Raw genomic sequence first — 26,159 nt, 5'->3', positions numbered from 1 at the left:
CAAACCACCAATAAGACATCATCGATATATTGTTATATAAACTTCACTCAGATTATTTAATTCATTAATTATTATTTAAGTATTTTCATCTGTATAATCACCCAGAAATGCCTCCATATAATCTATTGCGAATGATATAAGATTCAAAGATCGCATAGCGGATTTAGAATCCGTTGTCAAGATTATTTCAAGCCATATATATATGATGATAAAAGATGTTTATTTAATGGATGTTATAGAATTTTTCAAGGAAGAGACATGGAATTCCTCTGTTCCGTCTCAGAATCTGTTTTCTTGAATTCATATATTTAACATGAAATAATAAACGCGTGTTTATGAAATTGTAATAAGCTTATTATATGCACATTATGCGTATCCATAAATTGTTATTTTTTATAAGAAATGCCAGTAAGCAATAACGGATTCTAAATCCGTTCTTGTGAAAAAAAACATTTTGTAACTTATGAAAATCCGTTTGCCCCTTTCCCTCCGAGCAGTCCTTCTCGCGTGTATGAGCGCAGGGGCTTCCGTCACCGCCTATTCCGCCACCCTGACATGGTATGGAGAATACACGAATCCGGACAACCCGCCTACGTTCATCCAGAAATGGTGGCAAGGGGATGCATTTACGGGTTCGCCAACCAATCTTCAACCTGGTGACAACACGTCCTTCGGAAACGTCAATCCATCCAACGACACACCCCGACAAGGACAGCAGACCGTCGAATTCGTCGAAAAACAAAATTATGGAGAATTTCTCCTGGACAGTAATCTCGAATGGATAATTACCACCGCAGGATCAACATGGACATCCGTCAGCATTAAGGGCACGGGTACAGGAGTCACTTTCACGGATGGCATTGAGACAAGTGGAAATCTAACGGCTACGGGGAATACGACAATTTTGGGGGATGCTGTCGTCGGAGGCACGTTGACCCAAGCCAGCGGTACTCTGAGCGCCAAGAATTTAAGAGCAGGCTCACTGGGCACCATTAACAGAATCAATTTGTCGGGCATGTTGACGACAAGCTCCTGGGGCCTCGCTTCCGGAGGTACGATTACGGCTTCTTCCTTCAACGGACGAGAGGGTAGCGCCGACCTGAAGTTAACTCAATCCACGACCCTGATTCTCACCGGTAACGAAGCTGTTTCCCTGGACTCGCTTACGATAGACAAAGGCAGTTCCCTGAGTTATGCCGCCGACCTGGACGTCGCCAATGCTTTCACAGTCTCCGGCACACTGACGGATCAAGATCACACGATCACCGTTGCCAACGGTCCATCTAGCATCACAGGTACCGTTGAAGCAGGTTCCCTCACTATTTCCAACGGTACGCTGACCACCGGCACAAATACAAAGATCAATCTCACCGGCCAACTCAGCCTCGCCGACTGGACACTCGGGGCGGGTACGATTACGGCGAAATCCCTTTCAGCCGACGGAGTATCCACGCTCGTACTCGCAGGCACGAAGCTAACCCTTACGGGATCATACGAAAATCTCACATGGGGTTCTCTCTCCATCTCCAGCCAAGGTTGGCTCAATACGAATGCAACGCCATCGCTCCCCCAGACTATCACGATCAACGGCGACCTGTCGATTGCATCAGGCAGCACCTGGGATGCAAGAGGGACACAAACGGGAGCCAAAGGACACAACATCATTGTCTCCGGTGACGCCAGCATTTTGGGCAAAATCTGGGGCAACAGCCTGACCCTGAACGGAGATTTGACAACCGGTTCGGGCACGACCATCGGCCTTACAGAAAGCCTCAGTGCCAATTCATGGACGCTCGGCCAAGGTACGATTATAGCAAAATCGCTGACGACAAATAATACCTCCGCCCTCATTCTCAACGGCACAAGTCTGACCCTATCGGGTACTGACTCCATGGATCTTCTTTCGCTCGCAATCGAATCAAACAGTACCTTCTCGACTCAATCCGATCTCGCCATTGTCAACGGCATAACCGTCGCCGGCACGCTCAAGTCCCCCAACCGCGCTATCACCGTTACCAACGGTCCATCTAGCATCACAGGTACCGTTGAAGCAGGTTCCGTCACTATTTCCAACGGTACGCTGACCACCGACGCGGACACAAAGATCAACCTCTCCGGTCAGCTCAGCCTCGCCGACTGGACACTCGGGAAGGGTTCGATCACGGCAAACACGTTAGGAACGACAGCTACATCCGTCCTTCAATTGACTGGAACAAAGCTGCAGCTCTCGGGGAACTTAGGGAATTTCGCTTCTTTGACGCTTCTGGATGGGGCTACATTGAAAGTAGGTCAACTTCAAGTTCCAAACGATGCCAAGGTAACCGTAACCATTGGAGCAAACAGTTCCGTCTACGGAGGCACCGTCAACATCACAGGAACACTACACAACGACGGCGAGATCAGTTCCAGCGGCCCCCTCAAAGTGTTTGGTAACGTAGAGGGCAGCGGCCTCATTTCGGGCCAAAATAATATCGTCCAACTGGGTTTGGATGATAATTCTTCTACTACACTCACCGGAAACGGCTCCATTCAATCCAGCAAGTCCCTCACCGTTTATGGCGATCTATCGCTGGGAATAGGAAGCAACGACACCAAGAAACTCCACCAGGCAGCAACCGCAGGAGGCGATATCACCGTCACGGGGACACTTGAGACTCAAGGTATAGTGTCCTCAGCCCAAGGCAACATCCAGGTTACGGGCGCCACTACTCTGACGGGCGACAATGCGTCTCTCATTGCGACAAGTCAGACTGCTGACAAGGGGGCTATCACCACCGGTGCACTCGACATCCGGAACAAGGGCGAAGTTCATGCCGACAAGGCCATCACCATCAACGGTGATTTGCAGAACAATGGGACAATTCTATCCAATACGGGAGACATCGTGATTAACGGTACGGTAGCACTGGGCGCCGACGCCATCCTTCGTTCGGGAGACGTCTATGAGGGGCCGGATACCGTTATTGAACAAGGCGGCGACATCACAATCACGAGCGATACCACACTTGGAGCAGGAAGCGTCCTCTCCGCCGCGAACGGTACACTTACCCTCGGCGGTACGCTCACAACCACAGGTTCAAATCAGCACAACGTTACCATCGTCGCCCACACGCTGAAGACAAACAACCCCCAGTTAGGCGATCTTTCCCTGCTCTACACAGATCTGACTCTCACCGACAAGAGAATCTACACTGAAGAAGAAGGGGAAACCCATCCCGCTCCGGCCGATCTCACCTTCAATAACATTGACCTCGACGGCTCGACCTTCACAACGTATTCGGGCATCACGGCCAATAAGGTGACCCTGAAGAACGGTTCGACGCTGGAATCTTTCAAGGAAAACTACTTCTTCAACGGTTCGGATGCCGACAAGCCTCTGGGCTATCAGAACTACATCCCCGGTCAGACCGATCTCTCGATCGACTTCTTGTCCGTCTCCGGAACCAACAACGTCCTGACCTCCTACGGCAACATACTCCTGAAACAAACAGGTTCTTCGGCAACAGATTCTCTGGTGCTGGCAAGCACCGACGTCACCGCCTGGGGATGGCTGCATCTCTCCAACGGAGGTCTCACGCTCGGTGACGGAACCAACACAGCCCATGTGCAGGCGGCCGGTACCAAAGATGGCGGCACCTATACCGAAGCCATCACCATCAACGGCGATTTGACGGTCAACAAGGACAGTTCCCTGACGGCCCAAAGCCATAACGGAACCGAGAACGACAAATCGAAAATCTCCGTCGGCGGCAACGTCGAATTTTTTGCTGCGCCCGAAGGCGGCAAGTCCATTTTCGCGACGAACGACATCGTCATTGGCGGAAATGTAATCGGTCATACAGGCGGCAAGATGGAGGGTGGTCAAAGAACCTTCAGCGACGACGGAATCAAAATCGGAGGCTATGCCAACCTCGACGGCGCATGGATCACCTCCGGAAAACAAATTACCGTGAATGGCACGAACCATATTGACGGTGTCAAATGGACGTTTCATGGGGATTACGATTCAAATAATCCCGACGGAGTCGCTCAGGTACACGAGACGACTTTCGATAACGTTGCCGCTCTCGTCCGCAACCAGGGCAACCTCATCGCCGAAAGAGGAAGTCTGACGGTCAACAAGGGAAAACTGGTCGTCCTCGACGGCAGTACGGTCACGGCCACCTCCGACATCACCGTACTCGACGACAACATCGAAATCCGCAACGACGCGCCTAAAGAAGGGCCTCATCCCATACTGACCGTCACGGCGGACAATACGATCAGAACCCATTATGACATGATCGTCGCCGGAGACAACATCCAAGTCAATGCCACGAACATTTACGTTTTCGACAATGCCTCCAACCCCAATCAGGGAACTTTGTTCATTCACGGAGACAACGTCACCGTCAGCGCGCAGAGTGACACGAACAACGCCGAAGCGCGCGCGTGGAAACTGGCGATGCACGGCGTCGGTAACGGTCAGGCCAACTTCATCATCGGCAACGGCGGCCTGCGCGTCGACAACGAGACCTTCATCGCCGCCGCCTCGCAGATTAAATCAACGGGTTCTATCACTTTCAATGGTACCACGAATATGACGAACGGTACCGTCTTTTCCCAGAAGGACATCAACATCACTTCGGCAGCACCCGATACCGGGCTTACGATGACGGGCGGCATCCTCAACGCCACGGGAACACTCAAAATAGCCACGGCCCAGGCAGAAGTCACAGGCGGCGATTTGAAGGCGGATGTTCTCGACCTGAACCAGCACACATCGATCTCGAAGTCCACGTTGACGGTCGGCCAGACGACTAAAATTTCCGCAAACGGCAAAGACGCCGACTCCGTCACACTCACCGACATTACAGGCGACCTCGGTTTCGTCAATATTTCGGGTTCGGGAGAAAAGGCCGTAGACAACATAGTCAACATATCCCAGACCAGTTATACCGATACGGGACAGACCTTGATGATGAACGGCATGGATATCTCCAACGCGTCCGTGAACGTCAAGGCTTCCATAACCGGTCATACTACTCCCTGGTGGGAATTCGGCACTCATGGCGACCGTCTCGCCACAACGACACTGCACAACAACGGTTACCTGACGCTCGATTCCGGCGTCATCTGGCAGGACAACATCGATCTGCAGGATAACAGCACCCTGACGCTCGGCGGCGCCACAATCACCGGCAACCTGTCGGCGGAAGGAACCAGTACGAGTGGCAACTACTCCATCAATCTCGACGTGACGGACGGAGGCACCGTCAAGGGCGACGTCAATCTGAAGGGGCTGAATATCACAGGGAATACTTCAAATAAAGTCCAAGTCCTGGGCTTTGTCGACATCAGCGAATCCTCTCCCACCGTCGATATAGCCATGACGTATTTCAATATGGCCGGCGTCCGGTGGAACGGAGGTACCCATTTGATCGAAAAAGATCTGCCGGAAGACGGAAGCACCACCATTTTCATCGTCGAAAACGGCGCGTCCGTCACTTTGGGCACCTCGGGCGCAGGGGGGGCTCAAGCTCATCTTAACGGCGATGTGCGGTTGCGCTACGGCGTCTTGAATCTCGTCAACGTCAAGGGCGAAGCCGCGTCGGGCACCATCTACTTCGAAGACAGCTCAAGCCTGGAAAGCAAAATCCAGCGTACCCTGTCAGTCAGTACCGACGCGAGAGCGAACGATATCATCATGCTGGCCGACGGCACGATTTACGTCGCTCCCGGCAATACGTTGACGGTAGCGGGCGAATTGCGCGGCGACGCCGACCTGACCCTGACGGGAGGCGGCAATAAAGTTTTCAACCATAAGTTGACGGGAGGCGACAAGGATTATACGGGAGACATCCTGTGGCAGGCGGGCGACATCTATCTCGGCGACAGCCAGTCCATCGGCACGACGGGAACGCTGACCATTCTGTCCACAAACAATTCGATGCTCAATCTGATCAGCCAAAGGCCCACCGGCACGGAGACGATCGTCTTGAACAAGGACATTGAATTCCTCAAGACCCAAACGGACAATAACCTGAACATCACGACGAATACCAATCTCACGCTGACGGGCAAGATCACCGGCGACAGGCTGGACAAAACGGGCCAGGCGGAACTCGACATGACGGCTGCCGCCGTGACGATCGACAGCCTCTATGTCAGAAGCGGTCACGTCATCGACAAGAACGCTCTTGGCAACGGCAGCCACTACAACAACGTGACCTCCTCCGGCTACGGCCTGTTCCTGGCCTCGAACGGCGAATACGGCAACCTGAATGCCGCCGCGAGAGAAACCAATCCCGATACTCATGCCGTCGCCAAAGGCGACATCAAAATCTCCAATGGCGAGTTGTTCGGCAATATCAACTCCGGCTACATCGCCTCGGGAGGCGTCAACGATACGTTCGGCTCCGTCGATCTGTCGAATATGCAGTCGATGGCAAACCATACGGGCAATATCGTCAACGAAGGCAACCTGTACATCACCGACAACAGCAGGATCGAGATGAAGGGGACGTTCACCTCGCCCCAAGGCCGCTTGTTCATCAAGGACAGTTCCGTCACCATGACGGGCGACATTACGGCCACGCGTCCCCCCGCCCCGGAAGAAGGCAAGGAGGATCCCCTCAAGAACAAGGGAGGCTTCTTCGTCATGCAGAATTCCACGCTCGCCACCACGACCGGCGGAATGGACATCACGGGCATTGCCAAATCCGTCGGCTGGCAGGACAACACGTTCACGTTCGACGATGCCGAATTCTTCGGCAACACGCTCTCGTCCTACAAGGACATGAAGATCAATCTCGAGTTCACGACGGGTACGGTCGGCGGAGCGGATGCCAGGAAAAACACCTTCACGTCGCAATACGGCACGTTGACCTTCACCGGTTACGATAGCCAAAAAGGACTTGCCTTCAACAACAACGAACTGACGGCACAAAAGGCGGCGGACATCACGCTCGACTTCGGCGGAACCATTTCCGGCAACATTTTCACATCGGTCAAAGGCGTCGACACGGATACTGCAGCCGCGCTGACCATACGCGGCCTGGAGAATGAGGCCCATCAAAATATCGGCCAGGAACTCGCGTTCGGAAACAACGCATTCTCGTCGTACGACTCCATCGAACTGGCCGGCACGCTTCTTATCAAATCGTTCAGCAACAACGTGCTGACCTCGGGCCAGGGCAACTATTCCCTGCAAGGAGACATCACCTTCAACACGGCCATCACGGGCACAGGCAACGTCAACAATGTCATCCTGGCGAGCGATACGTTCACGAACAACGCAGTCCTCGAACTCGGCAGAAGTTCGTCCATCAGCGCGAAAAAATGGCTTGTCAATAGCAACGCGACCATTGTCGACGGCGGCGCCATTATCACAGCGGCAGTCGGCGGCCAGACCATTTTCAACAACGGGAACATCACTCTCACGTTGAATGGGGGCACGAGCCACCAGCTTGACAACCTGACGATGAACGCGGGTACGCTCAATCTGAGCGGAGGAGCGCAGGTCTCCATTTCCAATATGGACACCGGTTTGAAAACAGGAGAGAAGGCAGGAACCCTTTCCCTTGCCGAAGGAAGTAAGCTGACGGTCGGCAACATGTCGCGCCTCGCCAACCTGAAGATTGATGACGCCTCTCTTATGGAAGTGAACCAGGGCAACGTCACGATCGAAAAACTTACGATGCACACCAACGGCAAGATGACCTTGACGAGCGGCGATCTCGACGTCACGGAAGCCATCGGAGACGGTAATTTCAACGGAACAATCGAAGCCCGGAACGGCAATATCACCTTCGAAAAAGCCGTTAATCTCGGCCAGACAGGCCAGTTGACCGTGAAGGCGATTTCCAACGGCAGCGAGTTCACCAACTCGGCAAACATGGTTCTGGGCAAGGACTCGGCCATCACCGCCTATACCTGGAAAGTCAACGCCGACGCCACGCTCAACCAGCCTTCCAGCCTTCTGCTCCAAAAACTCGAGCTTAACGCGGACCTGACGGTCAATGGAACCGGCAAGCAAACGGGAGGCTCCTGTTCCTTCGGTCACACGCAGCTTGCCTCCGGCACGACGCTGACCATCAACGACATCTCTTCGGGCTCTGGCACGACACTCAGAACGGCCGATTTCACCGATTCACAACATGCCGCTTCCGTCGTCCTTACCAATTCGAAAATCTCTTCGGACGACGTCACCATCCACGGTAATTTGACCATCCAGGGGAACCATGACAACCACTCCTTCCTGAGCACGACCAACGGTCTCTCCGTCGACAGCGGTCAAATTTCCATTGTTCATGCAGACCTGATATCCCAGATGGGACTGTTGACGCTTCAGGGATCTTCCGTCAACCTTGATTATGCCAAACTGGACGCCCAGACGGGAATCATCATTAGCGGCACACAAGAAAGCGACAAAGTCAATCTGACCAATGTCCAAATCACGGCGGGCAACGGCGACATTACCCTCGGAGGAACGTGGACAAAATTCGACACGGTGGAGATCAACGCTCTTTCGCACCAGATCGCCTTCACGGGCACGGTGGGTACTGAGAATCACCAGCTCGACAATCTCCGTCTCACAGCCGATACGCTCATCTGGCAAACACAGAACGAGCAGACAGTATTCGGTCAATCCAGTTCCTTCTCCATTACCAATACGCAAATCACCTCGGGCCACCAGATCACGTTGGACGGCGGAACAGACGAGTCCATCAAATTCGGCAGCATGGGCAAACTTGCCGTCGAAGGCGATTCCTCGCTAATCATCAGGAATGGCCTCCTCGCCACCTCGGGCATAGCGATCGGAACGGGCCATCTGACACTGAAATCGGGTTCCACGATCACGAACACGGGCGATCTTTCGGCTTCCTCATCGGCGATACTTCTGGAAGGCAGTTCGATTCTCGACATCGCCGGTTCCTTCTCCCAGAACGGCGGAACCCTGAGTCTACAAGAAAACAGGACTACTCTTTCGGCAACAGGCGGCCTGTTGCTGTCGGGAAATGCCCTCTTCTTCATGTCTGACAACGCAAAGGTCCAAAGCAGCATCACGCTCAACGACTCCGTTACCGCAACGTTAGACCAAGCGGTCATCGAAGGCACCCTCACGAACAAGAGCATCAGCCTGCTCAGCCTCAACGACACAACTATCACCGGCGACATGCAGTTGCTGGCCGACTCCAAAACAGTTGTCACGGGCCAATTTACCGCCCAACAGGCCACAGGAAGGCCCTGGAGCAACGTCACCAGCGAAGGAGAACTCGAAATCGGCGACACCTCTCCGGATGTACAGGGTGCGGAGTTCAACGCCAATATTACCCTTCACTCGGGAACACTGACACTCAATAACATCAAGACTTTCGGCGGTACCGTTACAATGTCGGGCAGTTCGTCCAGCCGCCTGATGGACGTGATCTGCGATCTGAGCTCTCTCAATCTCAACATCGCCATGGATGCCAACGCAACGGTCAACATCCGGTCGGCGCTGTCCGTCGGCACCCTGACCGGCAACCGCCAATTGACGCTGACGGGAAGCGCAACGGATGCCAGGATGATCCTGACCGAAGAAAACAGTAATTTCGCCGGCAACATCGACTGGCAGGGTTCGATCATTGAGCTTCAACAAAACGATGCACTCGGCACAACGGGTACCCTGACCGCTACGGGCGAACGTACCCTGGTTGTCACGGGCACGACGGAGCATGCGAAGAACATCACGATGACCGACCAGACGGGCATCCTGCACATTCTTGCCGACAGCGGCACCGTGGGGCAACCTGTCAACTTTACGGGTACCATCCTCAACTCCGGCTCCCTCGTGAAAGACGGTTCCGGCGTCATTCAGCTCAACCGTATAGCCAACGGTTACTCAACACGCCTCAACGGCATATCCGTTCAGGATGGTACACTCGTCCTCAATCAGGTCTCCTACATTTCGGGATTGGCTTCCGTCGCCAAAGGCGAACTCATTTTCGACAATGTCGTCCAGACGACGAAACTCAGCACCATGGCGATGTCGGGGGAAGATTCGAAGATCACCATTCAAAATCAATCGAAGATCCTCACAAATTCCAGCGTTGAGTTGTCCTCGGGCAATTTGTCAATGGATAGTTCGACCATGTCCGTCAATGGAGAAGCGACGTTAGACGGCACGATCAATCTGTCGTTTGACAACCTCTCGTCGTTGCAAGCCCAGGGCAACCTGACGCTCGGCGGCTCAGGAAAGATCAGTATTCACGACTCTCTCCTCACCAGCCAGGGCAGCCTGACATACAACGGTTCCGGAGCATTCGAACTCTTCAATTCAACCCTCAGCACCCAGGGCTTACTGACTTTTGAAGGAAGCGCCGGCAATACCCCGTTCACCTTGTCCGGAGTTACCCTTCAGGCAACCGATTCCGTCATTTTCAACCGCAAGTCGGAACTTCTCTCCGAAAACTCCGGTCAGAAAAACACCATCACGGCCAACAATCTGGCTATCAATGCAGATCTGAACATTCAAAACGCTGCGCTCGACATCTACAACAACACGACTCTCAGAGCCGACTTCCACGTCCTGAACTCCAGCGGCAACTCCAGTCTCGGAAACATCCAGCTCAATACGCACGACATGTCGCTGGAAGGCCTCGGTGTGGCTCCGGACAAACTATTCAACCTCGTCGGCTCGGTATCCGACACGCAGGAAGGCGCCGGTTCCCTCTCGTTGACCTATACGGCACTTCGTGGTGATGTCACGCTGACCAAAGATACGTTGAACGTCTCCAACAGCGCGGTCATCTCGGGTACGGTGACCATGAACGGAGGTCAGTTGAACATTGATCGACACAACGAATTCCGAAACCTCTACCTCAGCGGCGACATCGGCATGAACCTCCTTCGGGGAGCGCCGGAAAGCGACAGCTATCTGATCGCTCAAAACACGTATCTAACCGGCGGTTCGACAACAATCGGCGAGGGAGTTCATCTGAACACCGCCATGTGGATTCAAGGCGGAGCTTCGCTGACTCTATCGGGCACAGTCGGAGTGGGCGTGACATCAGACGGTGATAGAACCTCCGGCGGCGTCACGATCCAGAACGGCTCGCTCTCGCTCACAAACGGCGCTGAAATCGCGGGCACGCTAACCTTCTCGGACGCTTCCGGCCTGACACGCCGCCTGACCGTCCAGGGAGTCGATCCCTCGTCGGAAGATACGGTCAATACATCCATCAGTGCCATCGACATCATTTCCGACGCCCATATCGAAGTCGGACGAAACGCGATCCTGACCGTCAACGGCATGGGACCGGACTCGGGCAGTTCGCCCGCCTCGCTCACCAAAACGGGAGCGGGCACGATGAGCATTCAAGGATTGGGCCGCATCGGCGAACTGCTCGTGACAGAAGGTCTTTTCCAGACGGATAACTTCCATAGTATCACGTTCACGGGCAACGTTACCGTCGACGGCCTCAGCGAACTTGCCGGTTTCGAAATTGATGGTCCCAGGGTTTCCCTGACAAACGATACGGTCGAAGGCATGTTGATTGCCAGGAATAACGGGAAGATTGAGGTTACAGGCACCACTCTGGAACAGGGAATCAGCATCTCGGCAGCCAGCCGGATCGACTTGCATCATACAATAATGGAAGAGGCGGGCACGACTTCCTTCACTCTTGCCCAGGATGGGATCCTGAATATTGACGATAAGAGCGACATCGCCTTCGTCGGTTCCGCAATGCTGGCCGGTACATTCACGATGAAGGATTCGCACTTTACTGTTCGTAACGGGACCATCAGCTTCCTTGATGAAAACGGCAGAAGCAACATAAACGACAGCTATATCCAGACGGCAACCGTAACGGTCGCTCATCAGAGCACGCAAGCCCACTTCATCAACACCAGCTTCCTCATCTCGGAACAGACAGACGTCCGCGGCCTCATGTGCCTCCAGGCAACAAGCGATCCTGACGATTCGGGATCATTCGACTTCGGTACGCTCGGCAACGTGAACGTCAAAAACGGAGGCCAACTTTACCTGGGTGTCGACGACCTCACCGGCAACACAAACGGCAGATCCTTTACGCTCAGAAGCAACATTACGCTCGTCAGCAACGGAGAGGCAACACACAACTTCCTCCATCTCGGCAACGGTACGCTCGACGGCGACGTGACGTCCCTCGGCGCGACGAACGAACTCTCCATGGGCGACACGACCATCACGGGTACTCTGACGGTGGAAGGCGGCGTTCTAACTCTGGCCGGTAACAATGAAGTGAAGCAACAGGCCATGATCGGCGCCGACACGACGATCCAAGCAGACTCCACCTTCACTGCCGGCATCTCCACGACGATAACGGGTGGCAATCTGGATATTCAGGGGACTTTGAATTCCGCCCTCATTCTGGAAGGAGGCAATGCTTCTCTGAACTCCGATACGGCCTCTCTCAATGGTGATCTGCGCATCGCAAACGGTACCTTCACCTATAAGAAAGCCAAACAAGATGCATCTCTGGTCAACATCATGTTCGCCGGCCATATGTCGTACGAAAACCGTACGTTGTCCGTCGACAACGACTGGCATGTCGGCAACGTGACGGCCACGACAAACGGAACCATCAAACTCAACGGCACGGACGATCACGATGTTACCTTCACCATCGATGGAGCACTGGCAGGCGAAGGGCCTCTGCACATTACCGGCAAGGGGAACATAGTCTACAACCACACCAGTTCCTACTCGGGAGACATCTATTACACAGCCATCGGCAATTCTTACATGTATGAGAGCGACGTACTTGGGAAGACGGGAACCGTCTATTTCCAAATCGACGAATCTCTGATCACTTCGCCTGATAAGGACAAGCAGCCCTTCGTGTACTACCGGGGTACGCACTCCAAAAACGCCGTTGTCGAAAATGCGAACATGTGCACGATCGGAGATACCGTCTGGGACGGCAACTTCTACCAGAAATCGATGTACAAGAAGGGCCAATACGACCTGACCTTCTCGCAGCACAGCTCAATGCTCGGGTCGGCCACCGTCGTCGAAGGCAGGCTCATCAGTCTGGGCACCAATACCTTCAGCGACTTGACGGCCCAAACACTGGACGAATGGGTTAAATCCACCGACGAAAACGCTTCCGACCACTATGCCGTCATCATCCTGAACCAAGGCGATAACCTCAACGGTTCGCTGACGACGGGGAAAAAATCGACAATCGAATTCCGAGGTCTGAAGGCCACAAGCGTCACGGGCATTACAAACGCGGGAACAATCAATCTTCTCAACGGTACCGAAATCCAGGTCGGTAACAACGATATCGAGTCGGGACATGATCCCGATGTCAAATCGACATTCTCGTCGACGGGGTGCATTCAGTTGCAGGATGCCATCTTCCGGGCCTTCCTCGACATCTCGCTCACAGGCAAAGTCACGACTCTTGCGAACAACCATCTCTCAACGTTCAGCGCCAACAGTCTGTCTATCGACGGACAAAGCGGAGCGGAACTCTCCATGGGCATAGGAAGCAACACGGTCAATATCACGAAAGACCTGTCGTTGAGCAGCAACGCCCAGGCTGATATAAGCGGGACATTGCTCGTCGGAGGTAAAACCGATCTATCAGGCGGTTCCATTCTTGACCTGAATGTGATGGGTGAAAACCGCAGCACTCTGGGTAGCGTCACCATTTCCGGCACAGCCTCGGAACTCAATCTCCATGGTTCTTCGCAGAGTATCAGCGCGATTTCCATGAATATCGGTGACGGCGGCCACCTTCAGCTCGATCAAGTTCAGCTCGTCCTCAATTCCGGCACGGGTAGCATGAACCTCATCGGGAATCGGGAAGACGACGTTCAGAACTATGCATCGCTCGTCACGTTCACCAATGCCGGCGTGCAGGGAAATCTGAATATTGACGACCATAACAAGATCGATCTGAACGGTCTCACGTCGATTACCGGCAACATGAGTATCGGAGACGGAGCCATTCTCGCTCTGACGGGGAACGGTTCTCTCAATCTCGGAGGAAACGTCTCCATCCAGGGGGGCCTCATCGTTCAGCAAAATACGATGATGGCAGCAACCTCCCTCAACATCCGGTCTCTCACAACTCCGTATGAAAGCCTCGTCAATGGCTATCTGAACATCGACAACAACACTTCGATCTCGAATTCGAACCTAAAACTGGATACGGACGAAGATGGTCACAACTTCGGCGGCCTGGGCCAGACGCTCGTCGAGAACGGCTCGACGCTGACGATTCAAAGTTCCCGGCATGACCTCCGCGCCATCATCAAGGGTGACGTCACGCTCGACGGCAACGGCAACCTGTTCGCACTGACGAACGTCAATCTGACGGGCAATGTAGCCATGTCGGGCGATGCGGATCATAATGCCATCAACATGACGGATGCCACGATTACGGGCGACCTGACGCTTACCGGGGGTACCTTCAACTCCAGAGGAACCAATCGCGTCGGCACGGCTACGGTCGGCGGATCCGCCGTCTTCCGGATCGTAGACGGCACATTCAAAGCCGATAACGTGCGCCTCCAGGACAACGTGAAGATGACCATTTCCGACCAGCTCGACGCCGGACTCATCCTCGACGGTACGGGTGTTCAGGTCACAATGGCCTCGGATCGGGACGGCACGGAAGCCCACGGTGGATTCGCCATCACGGGCGGTCTCACCATCAACAAGGGGCTGTTCACTCTGGACAAAGGCGCCATCTACGGCAGGATTATCATGAATGGCAGTTCGGCGGACGATGCCCACATCCATGTCTTGCACGACACGGAATTCTCGACGGCTAACATTCTCGACATGCAGAACTTCGGCACGATCGATGTTAGCCAGGAAGCAACGCTCACGCTCAAAGGTGCTCTGTCGAACAAAGGAACGCTCATCATGACGGGAGACGGCAACTTCGTCTTTACCGCTTCGAGCATGCACTCCGGCAACACCGAGTTCAGCGGTACGGGCCACCTCGTCCTCGATGCCGCCGACGCACTCGGCAAGAGCGGATCGCTCTTTCTGACCCAGTTGCCGTCTAGCGGCGAAACGGCAGGAAAAGCCTACGTCGATGTCCACGCAGACCAAAGTAAAAACATCGTCTCCAACAGCCCTGTCGTCTGGATGACAGCCATTACCGGCATCACCGACACAGCGGTTCACTGGAACGGTATCATGAACCTGACGGATTTCCGCCTGACGGACCAAAACGGTACCCAGAGCAATCTGGAGCTGATGACGGCCGGATCCGACATCAAGCATCTCACGATCACCAACAGTATCTTCAACAGTAGCCACGGAGGTAACTCCTTCGGCAACATCGACCTGACGCAAAAAGGATCTCTCACGCTGAGCACGGGTGACACCGTATCGGGTGTCATGACTTCCACGGAGTCGACGATCACGCTCAACGGTGTGACGACAATCATGGAGGCGCTGTACAACAACGGTACGCTCAATCTGATCAACCAGTCACACATCGAAATCTCCAAGGATCTCATTTCGACAGGTACACTCAACATCGACTCCAGCTACCTGAGCGTCGCCAAGTTGACTACGCTGGGAGAAACGACACTCAAGAACGCCACGCTCGAAGGTCTTTCCGAAATGCAAATCGACGGGTCCATGGTAACGGATCCGGGCAACCTCACCTCGAATCTCAACGCAGGCAATTTGACCGTTGCCGGCGGCGGCAGCTTCGCTTTGAACACAGGGATCACGATCGTCACCGTCAAACAAGGTTTCACGATGGAAAAAGAATCCAAGGATTCTTCGATCACCGGCAACCTGCTTGTCGGCGGCAAGCTGTCTCTTGAGGGCGGCATGCTGACCTTGAAGGAACTCGGCGAAAAATCCAGCTCGCTCGGCACGGTGAACGTCACAGGTAAAGGGCTCTCAATCTCGGCCGACGGCATGTCGCAGAGGACGGTCAGCGCCCTCTCGATGGAGATTGGCGAAAACTCATCGTTCTCGTTGAATAACATCAACCTCAGACTCAATGACGGCAGCGGCACGCTCCTTCTCCATGTCGGCGATGACAGCGAAACGGGAGCAATAGTCACTCTGAAGAATAGCCGTATCACCGGCAACCTGACGATGGAGGGCCACAAGACGATTACCCTCCAGGATACTATGGCAGTCTCGGGACTCTTCACCGTCGACGGCTCGCTCACGCTGAACGGAGCCGGTTCGATGAATGTCGGCAGCCTGGCCCTCGCAAGCAACAGTTCCGAACTGACACTTGAGAGCGCCATCCGCGTTTCGGGGACAACGACGTTCAACGGTGGCACCATCACGATGAATACCGACGAGTTTGCCCACAATTTCGGCACGCTCGGTACGGCAGTACTCGACCAGGGTTCGACCCTCACCGTGACGGGCGCCAGTACCGACAACGCCAAGAAGGCCATTTTGGCCGGAGACATCAGTCTGACCACGGGACGTAACAACCTGACGCTGACCAATACCATCCTGAACGGCAACGTCACCGTTGCCGACAACAAGGATAATACGCTAACGATGAGCGATGCCGATATCAACGGCACACTGACTCTCGAAGGCGGCACGTTCAATGTGAGCGGAGGTATCAATACGGCCAAGGAAATCTCCATGAGGCAACACGCCAACATGGTAGTCGCCGAGGGAGCAACGTTCCGTGCTACGACGACAGTCGTCAATGCCGACGCTTCGCTCACCATCGAAGGTAAGATGGACGGCAACGTCCGCATCGACGGAGGCACGGTCACGATGGGAGAAAATGTCTCCAATCCGACAACAACCAGTCTGGAAGGCAACATGACCGTGACCAAGGGAGACTTCAATTACTACTCCGGCCTGATCGGAGGCAAAGTCATTCTGAACGGCGCTTCCACCGGCGAAGCCGTCGTCCACATCAAGCGAGACAGCATGACGACGGACAGCAACGTCCTCGACATGCAGAACTACGGGACACTCGATCTGCAAGCTAATCTGGAATTCCAGGGAACGTTCTCCGGAGCGGGTACGCTGACTGTGGAAGGCAAGGGCAACCTGGCTCTTTCTCAGAGTAGCCAATATGTCGGCAACATTTTCTACAGCGCCGGAACATTGACTCTGAACGCGCAAAATGCACTGGGAGCAAGCGGCAACCTAGTTCTGACAGAAGATCATGCTTCCATCGTCACGGCAGCCGACCAGAACAAAAACGTAACCGGCAAGAACCTGGAGATGACAGTCGATACGGCCGATCACTCCGCCGCCACCTGGCACGGAGTATTCCAACTCGGTTCCCTCGACAAAAAAGGATCCTCTTCTCTCGTCCTCGGGAGCGCAAGTTCGTCTATCGACCTCCTGTCTGTTTCGGAAGGCAACCTGACGAGTTCCGGTGCCGACAGCTTCCAGCAAGTCACCGTCAACGGTGAGGGCAAGGCAGCCTCCGTCTCGTTGAGCGGCAAGGACAAAATCGCCACTTCCCTGACGACGAACGGCCAAAACGACACCATCACGCTGACCGGCCTGACCGCCGATGTCCGGCGCGTCTCCAATGCCGGGAAGCTCATCCTGCAGGAAAAGACCGCGCTCACGACGGATAGCGCCAATCAGTTCGGACAAGACAGCCAATTGTTGATTTCCGGAGCCAGCTCGTTCAATGTGCTCAGTGACTTCGACCTCTACAATGCCACCCTCGACAACGGGACGCTGATCTCTACCGGAACCCTGACCCTGAAAGGAGCGGTGCAATCGTCCGCCAGCGAACTCAGCGCTTCCTCAATTAAGGCCAATCAGATGGTTCTAAACCAAAACGCCAGTCTGGACTTCTCCACCGGAGTCAATTCCGTGTTGCTCACGGGGCTGTTCTCGCTGGAAACCGGGAGCGAAGCCACAATCACGGGTTCTCTGGAAGCCCAAAATATTGAGATCAACCAAGACAGTTCGTTGACGCTGACGGCTTCCGGCTCGAAAACCAGCAATTTGGGTCAAGTGACAGTCGACGGTACGCTCTCCCTGAATGGCGGACAGACGGTTCGGACGATTGAAGCAAACGACATTACGGTAAACGAAGCCGGCTTCCTGTCACTCGAGAACGCCATTCTCTCACTCGCCGGAGGCAAGGGAACGCTTCTTCTGGACGGAGGCAACGACGGACAGACAGAATGCGCCAGTTTCAACACAGCAACGATTGCGGGTAATGTCATAACCACGAACAACCAGCTTATTCGAACGACGGATCCGGCAACGATTACCGGAAGAATGGAGATCAACGGCAATCTTGAGCTTCAAGGCAGCGGCGGTCTCAACATACAGGGAGCCGCCGACATTTCAGACCAAAGCAGCCTGATGATCCAATCGCCGACAACGCTGGCAGCCGGAACCCTGAGCATCGGAGAAGAAGAAGGAACGAACGCATCCGTCTCCATCATGGGATCGCTGAACACCCGGACGATCAATGTCGTCAACGGTTCCCTGAATTTCTTGAACGACACCGGCACTCCGCACGACTTCGGCTCCATCGGGCAGACGACCCTGAATGCCGGAGGCCACTTCACCGCGAAGGGCAACGATCAGGCCGACACGCTCAGCGGCAATCTTCTTCTCGCCAGCGGCGCGAAGAGCGTAGACGATGCCTGGGCCAGCGCAATTCTCGAGAACCTGACGTTCAAAGGAAACATCACGCTCTCCGAAGACTACAACCACCTCGATCTGACGCAGGTGAATGTGAAGGGCGACGTCGTTGTCGCCGGCAACAACAACACGTTCAACATGGCGTCTTCCGCAATCGACGGCCTTCTGGACGTCTCCGGCGGTAAATTCACCATCACAGGAACGAACACTGCCGATACGGCCACCATCAGCGGTAAGGCCCAGGTCACCATTTCCGACGGCGCTTCGCTGAAGGTCCGGGAAACGGTCGTCAAGCCCGAGGGCCGACTCGATGTCAACGGCACGCTCGACAGTTCCGTGCTGCTCGACGGCACGGGAGCGATGCTTGCCCTTGGTTCCAACAACAACGCCAACGTCACTGGCAACGTGACGATCATCGGCGGAGAAGCCATCCTCAACAGCACGGACGAAACGCCCATCGGAGGCAATTTGACGTTCAACGGAGTCTCGGCCGACAACGCCCTGCTGACAGTCAAGAACGACTGGAACTTCGGCAACGCGGTCATCATGAACGGTGCGGGCACGATCAACCTCGGCGCAGGCACGACGACGACGATCGACGGCATCCTGAGCGGTTCGGGAGAACTGCGCGTGAAGGGCGGAGGCAACCTGAGTTTCACCGGGAACAGCAATCATACGGGCACGATCTACTACGGTTCGACAGGATCCCTGTCGTTGCTGACGGACAACGCTCTCGGTTCCGAAGGCACGCTCTTCATCGGCATGCCAGGCAAGTTTACCGAAGATACTGTCACTCTCATCGTCAAGGGAGACCAGGGTAAAAACCTCCAGGGCCACAATGTCGCCATAGACATCCAGGACGACTCCACATCCTGGAACGCCCAGATCCTCCTCGATTCCCTGACGGTTCAAAACGGTCACCTGAAGCTTGGAGACTATCGTTCCGACATTGGTTCTCTGACGGTTGCAAACGGCGAGTTCAGTAGCGTCGGAGACAACGCCTTCGGAGATGTCACGCTGAACGGCGGCAATGCCTCGTTCACGAAAGGCTCGATCAGTGGCAGCCTGGTCATTGAGAATGGCCACCAGGCTAAACTCTCCCAGATGAATTCCGGCATCACCACCACCAATGTCGTCAACAACGGTACATTGACGCTGAACGACCACACGGCAATCTCGGTCTCCAAGAACTTCACCTCGACGGGGCTTCTGGAAATTACGGGCAACAGCTCACTGACCGTGGCAACGGATATGGAAATCGCCAACACCCGGTTGACCAACGGTTCCATTGAAACAAACGGCTTAATGACGATCAATGGCGACCTTGCCGCTATGGACGGGAACGTTTCTTCGTCCCTGACAGCCAGGAACATGACGGTCGGCAAGGACGGCAACCTCAACCTGTCGATCGGCTCCAACTCGGTTACCGTTTCCGACACGCTTCTCATCACAGCCGGTACGAACAGTATTTCCGGCAGTGTTGCCGCGGACTCCATCACCATCACGGATGGCACGACGGACATCTCCGGCAACGTGATTGCCGGAACGGGTCTCTCGGTATCCGGCGGCGACCTGTCGATCAAGGTGCAGGGCAATTCCCTGTCGTCACTCGGCGTCGTCTCCCTGGAAGGAGGCAAGGTGAAGCTCGCCGGCAGCGACGAAGCACATCGCACGATCAACGCATTTTCCGTCAATATCGCCACCAACAGCGGTACGGGTTCCTACGGCACCCTGACTCTTGACAACGTCCATCTGACGCTCGACGGAGGCAGCGGCAGCCTGTTGCTCGACGGAGGCCTCCTCTCGTTCAGTAACAACAGCGTTCTCAACGGTCACCTCGATATCCTCGGCAGCAACACGTTAAGTCTGACCGACAAGACAACGGTCACGGGCAACGTGCACCTTGCCCAGAATGCGAGTGACACCCAGAATACGTTGGATGTCTACGGACGGGATAGCAGCTTGTCCAGACTGACCATCGGCGGCACGCTGACTATCGACCAAGGCACTACGCTTCAAGGCCATAACATCACTCTCGACGTCAAGGGAACGAGTACCGTAAGCGGTTCGCTGGTTCTCGAAACGAGAAACATGAATAATGCTCTCGGCGGTCATGCAGCAGCCGGCGTCGTTGCCTCCTTCAACAACCTCGGCAACATGACGGTACGCGACGGCGGCAACGTTTCGCTGATCGGCGACAAGAACGCAACGATCGTCTTCGATGACTCCTCGACGTTTAACGGAACCGGCTACACGGGTTCTCTGACGCTCATCAACCAGCCGGACACGGCTAACAAACTGACGCTCGACCACGTCTTCCTGACGGCGGCAAGCGGCGGTTCCTGCCAAGTCGAACTGGCCGCCGGCGGGACTGCCAACGAACTGACGATGGATTCGTCGTACATTGACGGCAATCTGATGGTTTCGAACGGCAGACTGAACCTGCTGGGCGACAACTTCGCCAAGAACGCCTATATCAGCGGCAACGTCGAAATGAACGACAAGACCGGCACGCTGACCGTAGACAACGCCATCGTGCAGGAACACGGCCATGTCGTGATCGGCACCACGGAAGGCGGTACCCCCAAACTCGACGGTACCCTCTGGCTAACGGAAAACGGCGATGCCATCTTGAACGCATCGGGCTCGATCACGAAGGATCTAATCGTTTCGCATGGTACATTCACCTACAACGGCGGCGTGCTGCACGGCAACGTCATGCTGCAGGGAACGACCGTTCATGAAGCCATGATCGTTCTCAACAGCGACTGGAACGGAATGGACGACGATCTCAAGGTGCATGCCCTGAATATGGGTGGCATGGGTACGATCAACCTCAACGGTCTGACGATGACGATCATGGGAGGCCTCGCCGACAGCATGAACGACAAGCTCATCGGTATGGGATTATCGGGCATGGGCGACCTGAGACTCATCGACGCTTCGACCAGCGGAGCCAAGGGAACGCTCGTCTTCGACGCCACGGGTACGCACTCCGGCGACATCTACGCGGCAGACGGCATTTCGCTCATCCTGAACCAGTCGGATGCCCTCGGCATCTCCGGCTCCCTGCGCACGGCGGGAACCCTCTACATGGAAGCCGCCGCCGACCAGCACAAGGATATGCTCGCCGCTTCTTCCGAAGGCACCCGGAGCATCGTCAACCTCGACGTCACGAAATCCGATACTCCGCTCAACTGGTACGGCGAAATCCGCCTCGACGAATTGAACGTCACCGGCAGTCTGAATCTGGCGCACTCCAACTCCATCGGTTCCCTGAGCGTAACGGACGGTCTCGTGACGACCACGGGACCTGGAGGCAGCAGCTTCGGCAATGTCGCGGCGCATGCGACAGACGGTCATACAGGCGGCATCACTCTGTACCAGAACGACAATGTCTCCGGCTTTATCACCACCGGTACAGACTCGACCGTTACTCTCGACGGTCTCCACTCCTCCAATGTCACGTACATTGAGAACGCCGGAACGCTCGTACTCGACAACGGAGCAATGATCAATGTCAACAAGGGCAAGGATACGGATGTGGTCTCGACGGGTACAATCTCACTCGGCAATAGCAGCATGCTGGCATCCGGCAATAACATGGACGTCACCGATGTCACCGGAACCAATTCGACCTTGCATGCCGGGGGAGACATGAAAATCTCGGGTAATCTGTCGATGACGGGCAACAGCCATGTGACGTCCGACGGTGACATCGCCATCGCCGGCACGGCGAACAACGTCTCAGTCGAGGGAAGCCTGGAAGCGGACGGCAACCTCAAGATCGAAAGCAACGGCAACACGGTCACCGGATCGATGCAGGTCAAGGGTGATCTGGCAATCGATAAGGGCGATCTTACCTTCGTCGCCACCGGTTCCAACAGCTCGCTGGGCGACATTTCAATCACGGGATCGACCGAAGACCAGGGAGAACTGGTTCTCGGTCACGCAGGAGGTGAAGTCGAAGATGTCCTGCATCGCAAAACGATCACGGCCGACTCGGCCACCGTGCATTCAAACGGCTCCCTCACCGTCGACAACGTCAACCTGAAGTTCAACGATGAATCGGGCCTCGTGCTCGAGGGCAGCGACGAAGGCCGGGCACATGCGGCAATTAACAATAGCATGATTCAGGGTAACGTCACAGCCAACGGAATCTTTACCGACCTATCCCTGAACAATGCCTCGATCACGGGCAACCTCACGGTCAATGGCGGCGATTTCACCATCGAAGGAACGAACAAGGTCGGCGGCACATCCACGATCCAGAAAAACGCCAACGTCACGATCAAGGACGGAGCTACGCTCGAATCGGGCGTCGTCTCCCTCGCGCCCTCGGGCGACTTGACCGTCGAAGAAGGAGGAAGCCTGAAGAGCTCCATCTCGTTCGACGCAAAACCCGAAGGCTGGACGGGTGGCACCACGACGAAAGTTACCTTCGAAGGCGAACAAACCATCGGTGGCACGAGCCAGGCCTACAAGGTATTCGTCAATGCCGACGGTACCCTTCAGTCCGGTAAGGGCGGGAAGCTCACCATTGCAGGTTCCAACACCCTGCAGGGAACGAGTCACACGCTAACGCTCGATACCGTGGATGAAAACAGCTCCATCACCATCGCCGGCAGCAATACGGACTTCGGCTCCGATGTCGTCCTGTCCGGCCAAGGCCAGTTGATTCTTGCAGCCAGCAATGCGCTCGGCACGAATGGAGCGCTCGTCGTCGAACACGAATCGACGCTCATCATGGACAATAACCGCGACGGTTTCGGTTCGCTCGCCATGGACAAAAACGTTTCCGGCGGAGGTTCTCTGACCGTCGTCGCCAACAACAACACGATCTTCGGAGGTAACCTCGATCTCGCCGAATTGAACAAGACGCAAGGCAACGACAACGATACGAAGCTGACGCTCTCCGGTTCCGGCTCGGTCGGTACTCTGAACCTCAAGGACGGTTCGATCGACGTCGCAGGCAGCACGGCAGACTATGTGATGGATCGCGTGAATGTTGACGAAAACACGATCCTCTCTATCCGCGACAAGGCAAACCTCCATGGTAAGGACGAGACCTCCCTGCTGACGGCCAACGGTACGGTCAACGTCACGGAAGCCGCACTGGGCATGAATGTCCTGATCGGCGGCAGCGCAGCGAAAGTCAATCTGAACGACAACGCCACCGTCAACGGCAACCTCGATCTGCAATCGGGTAATCTGACGATCGCAGGTACGAACGTTGCGTTCGGCGATAACGTCAAACTGAGTCTCACGGGTAACGCGGAAGACCAGCGTACCATCAACGTGATGCGCGATGTCGACTTCTTCGGTCAACTCGATGTGCTGGCGGACGGAACACTGGATGTCTCGCCGCTGCGCAACTTCACGCTCGCCGGCAAGCTTGCGGGCGACTCCAAACTGACGCTCGCCAACCGCGGAACGGTCACGTTGAAACAGTCGAACACCGATTTCCACGGCATCCTGAACCTCATGGGCGGCGCTACGCTGGTCGGAGAGCAGGCCCAGGCCTTCGGTGACGGCACGGTCGACATTGCGGCCTGGACCGAAGATTCGTCCCTTAGCTCCGCCATCGTCATCGGTACGAAGGACACGGAAGATACGCTCGTCTTTAACAATGACATCCATATCGCCGAATCCGCCAAGGAAGGCAAAACTACCGCCGTCACGCTCGAAACACTCGCCGATACCGAATGGCGCGGCGAACTGACGGGCAAAGGCAGAATCGACAAGACGGGCGACGGAGACCTGATCCTGGCCTCGGCCAATGTTCCGGAAACCTCCAACGACGTTGACGAAAATGTGAGTAAGGCAACGGAAACCTCCACCGACAAGGCAGTGGACGCCGCCCCCCATGCCGTCGACCTCAACATCAAGAATGGAGGCCTCGTTCTCAACCGCCTCTTCAGCGGCAATGTGGAACTCCAGCAGAATACGATACTGTCCGGCTCGTACGGTTCGGGAACAAACTATGGCATGGAGATCATGGGCAATCTGACGGCCCAGCACGGTTCAACAATTGAAGTCGGACACATTCCTTCCCAGGGAAGTTCCGATTACTCAACACTGAACATTGGAGGAGACCTGAAGATGAACTACGGCAGCACCTACATCGTAGATATGGATCTCGCCAACGTCGGCCATGCCGATCTGATCCACGTCGCGGGAGACGCCGAACTCACCGGTACAACGATCCAGGTACGAACCGACGATCCCGGCCACGAACACGAAAAAGCACTGGACGACGGTTCGCGCTGGACGGTTTTGACCGCGGACGGAACGGTCTCTCACGGCATCCTCAAGATCGACCACGACCTGTACTACCATAACCTGACGGTTGAATACGGCAACGACGACAGAGTGGACCTGGTGCTGAACCTCAACTACAAGGGGCTCAACCAGATCAACAATACCGTAGTCAACAACAACACATTCATTTCCAACGTCATCGAATATATTGAAAACAATAATTCCGGTGGTGAAATGGACAAAGTAATTGACAATCTGAATAATCTGACCAACCGCGACGAAATCAAGGACGCCATTGACCAGATCGGCGGAGTCTGCCTGACTCCTCTCATGCAGATGCAGATCGCGCGTTCGGACAACCACATGCGCATCATGCGCACTGCTTCTTCGAGCACGGCGTGGAAGGCGGACACGAAGATTCCGAACATGCAGGTATGGGCGCACACCTCCGGAGATCATTCCGAACTCCACGGAGACGGCAACGGTTCCGGTTACAATCGCAATGCCTGGGGAGGAACGGTCGGTATCGAACGGACCTCGGCCAAGAACCAGATTCACTCGGGTATCGCCTTTACCTATGACTGGGAAGATTGGACAAGCATGGGTAATAAGAACAGGAACAACACCGGTTATCTGGATCTCTATTTCGCCAAGGATGTACACCGCTGGCATCACTACGCGCTCGCCGGCATAAGTCAGACGGATCTGTCAACAGACCGCAACATCGCTTTTGGCAACTATCGCAACAAAGCCGAAGGAGATACAACGGCCTACAATGTCTATCTCAACTACGAAGTCGCCTTTGACTTCGATATTGAGGAACGTTCCGTCCTGCAGTTTGTCGGAGATGTCCAGACAGGCTACAGCACGATCGACGGCTACACGGAACACGGTCCGATCGGCAATGCAGGCTTGAATGTACAAGGACAACACGCCCTGATGCTGAAACTGGGTGCAGGTGCTCGCTACAACAGAACCTTCAAGTCATTCTTTGACGACGCACCCGATGCCCATTACGGTTTGAAGGCCATGTTTACTTACGATGCAGCCAGCACCGGTGCTGATACCGATGCCAGCTTCATCAGCGAACCCGCGATGCGCTTCAACATGAAACCGTCTAACATGTCGCGTTACGGAGGTCTCTTCGGATTGGATGTAACGATGCCCTATGACCAGAATACCTCATTCTTCATGGGTGGAACCTACGAAGTGAAGAGTAGCAGCAATAATGCCACGGCAAACTTCGGAGTCATCTATACATTCTAAAGCGATTCGTCCCATGAAACACAGACTTTGAAAATTCGCG

General features: G+C 55.0%; 1 protein-coding gene. It reads left to right on the top strand.

The annotated features are described in order from the left end of the window. Nucleotides 1–463 precede the first annotated feature (463 nt). A complete protein-coding gene (locus QET93_RS07330) occupies nucleotides 464–26,119 on the top strand; it encodes a hypothetical protein (RefSeq protein WP_280132855.1) in 25,656 nt (8,551 codons plus the stop codon). Nucleotides 26,120–26,159: the final 40 nt, after the last annotated feature.

Origin of the sequence: Akkermansia sp. N21116 (genome assembly GCF_029854705.2) — a bacterium.
Taxonomy (GTDB): Bacteria; Verrucomicrobiota; Verrucomicrobiia; order Verrucomicrobiales; family Akkermansiaceae; genus Akkermansia.
The sequence above is the reverse complement of the archived record's forward strand: the minus strand, read 5'-3'. Positions and strand labels throughout refer to the sequence as shown.

Excerpts from the sequence above, each read along its gene's own strand:
- QET93_RS07330 (WP_280132855.1), top strand. The coding sequence starts at position 464 with ATGAAAATCCGTTTGCCCCTTTCCCTCCGAGCAGTCCTTCTCGCGTGT.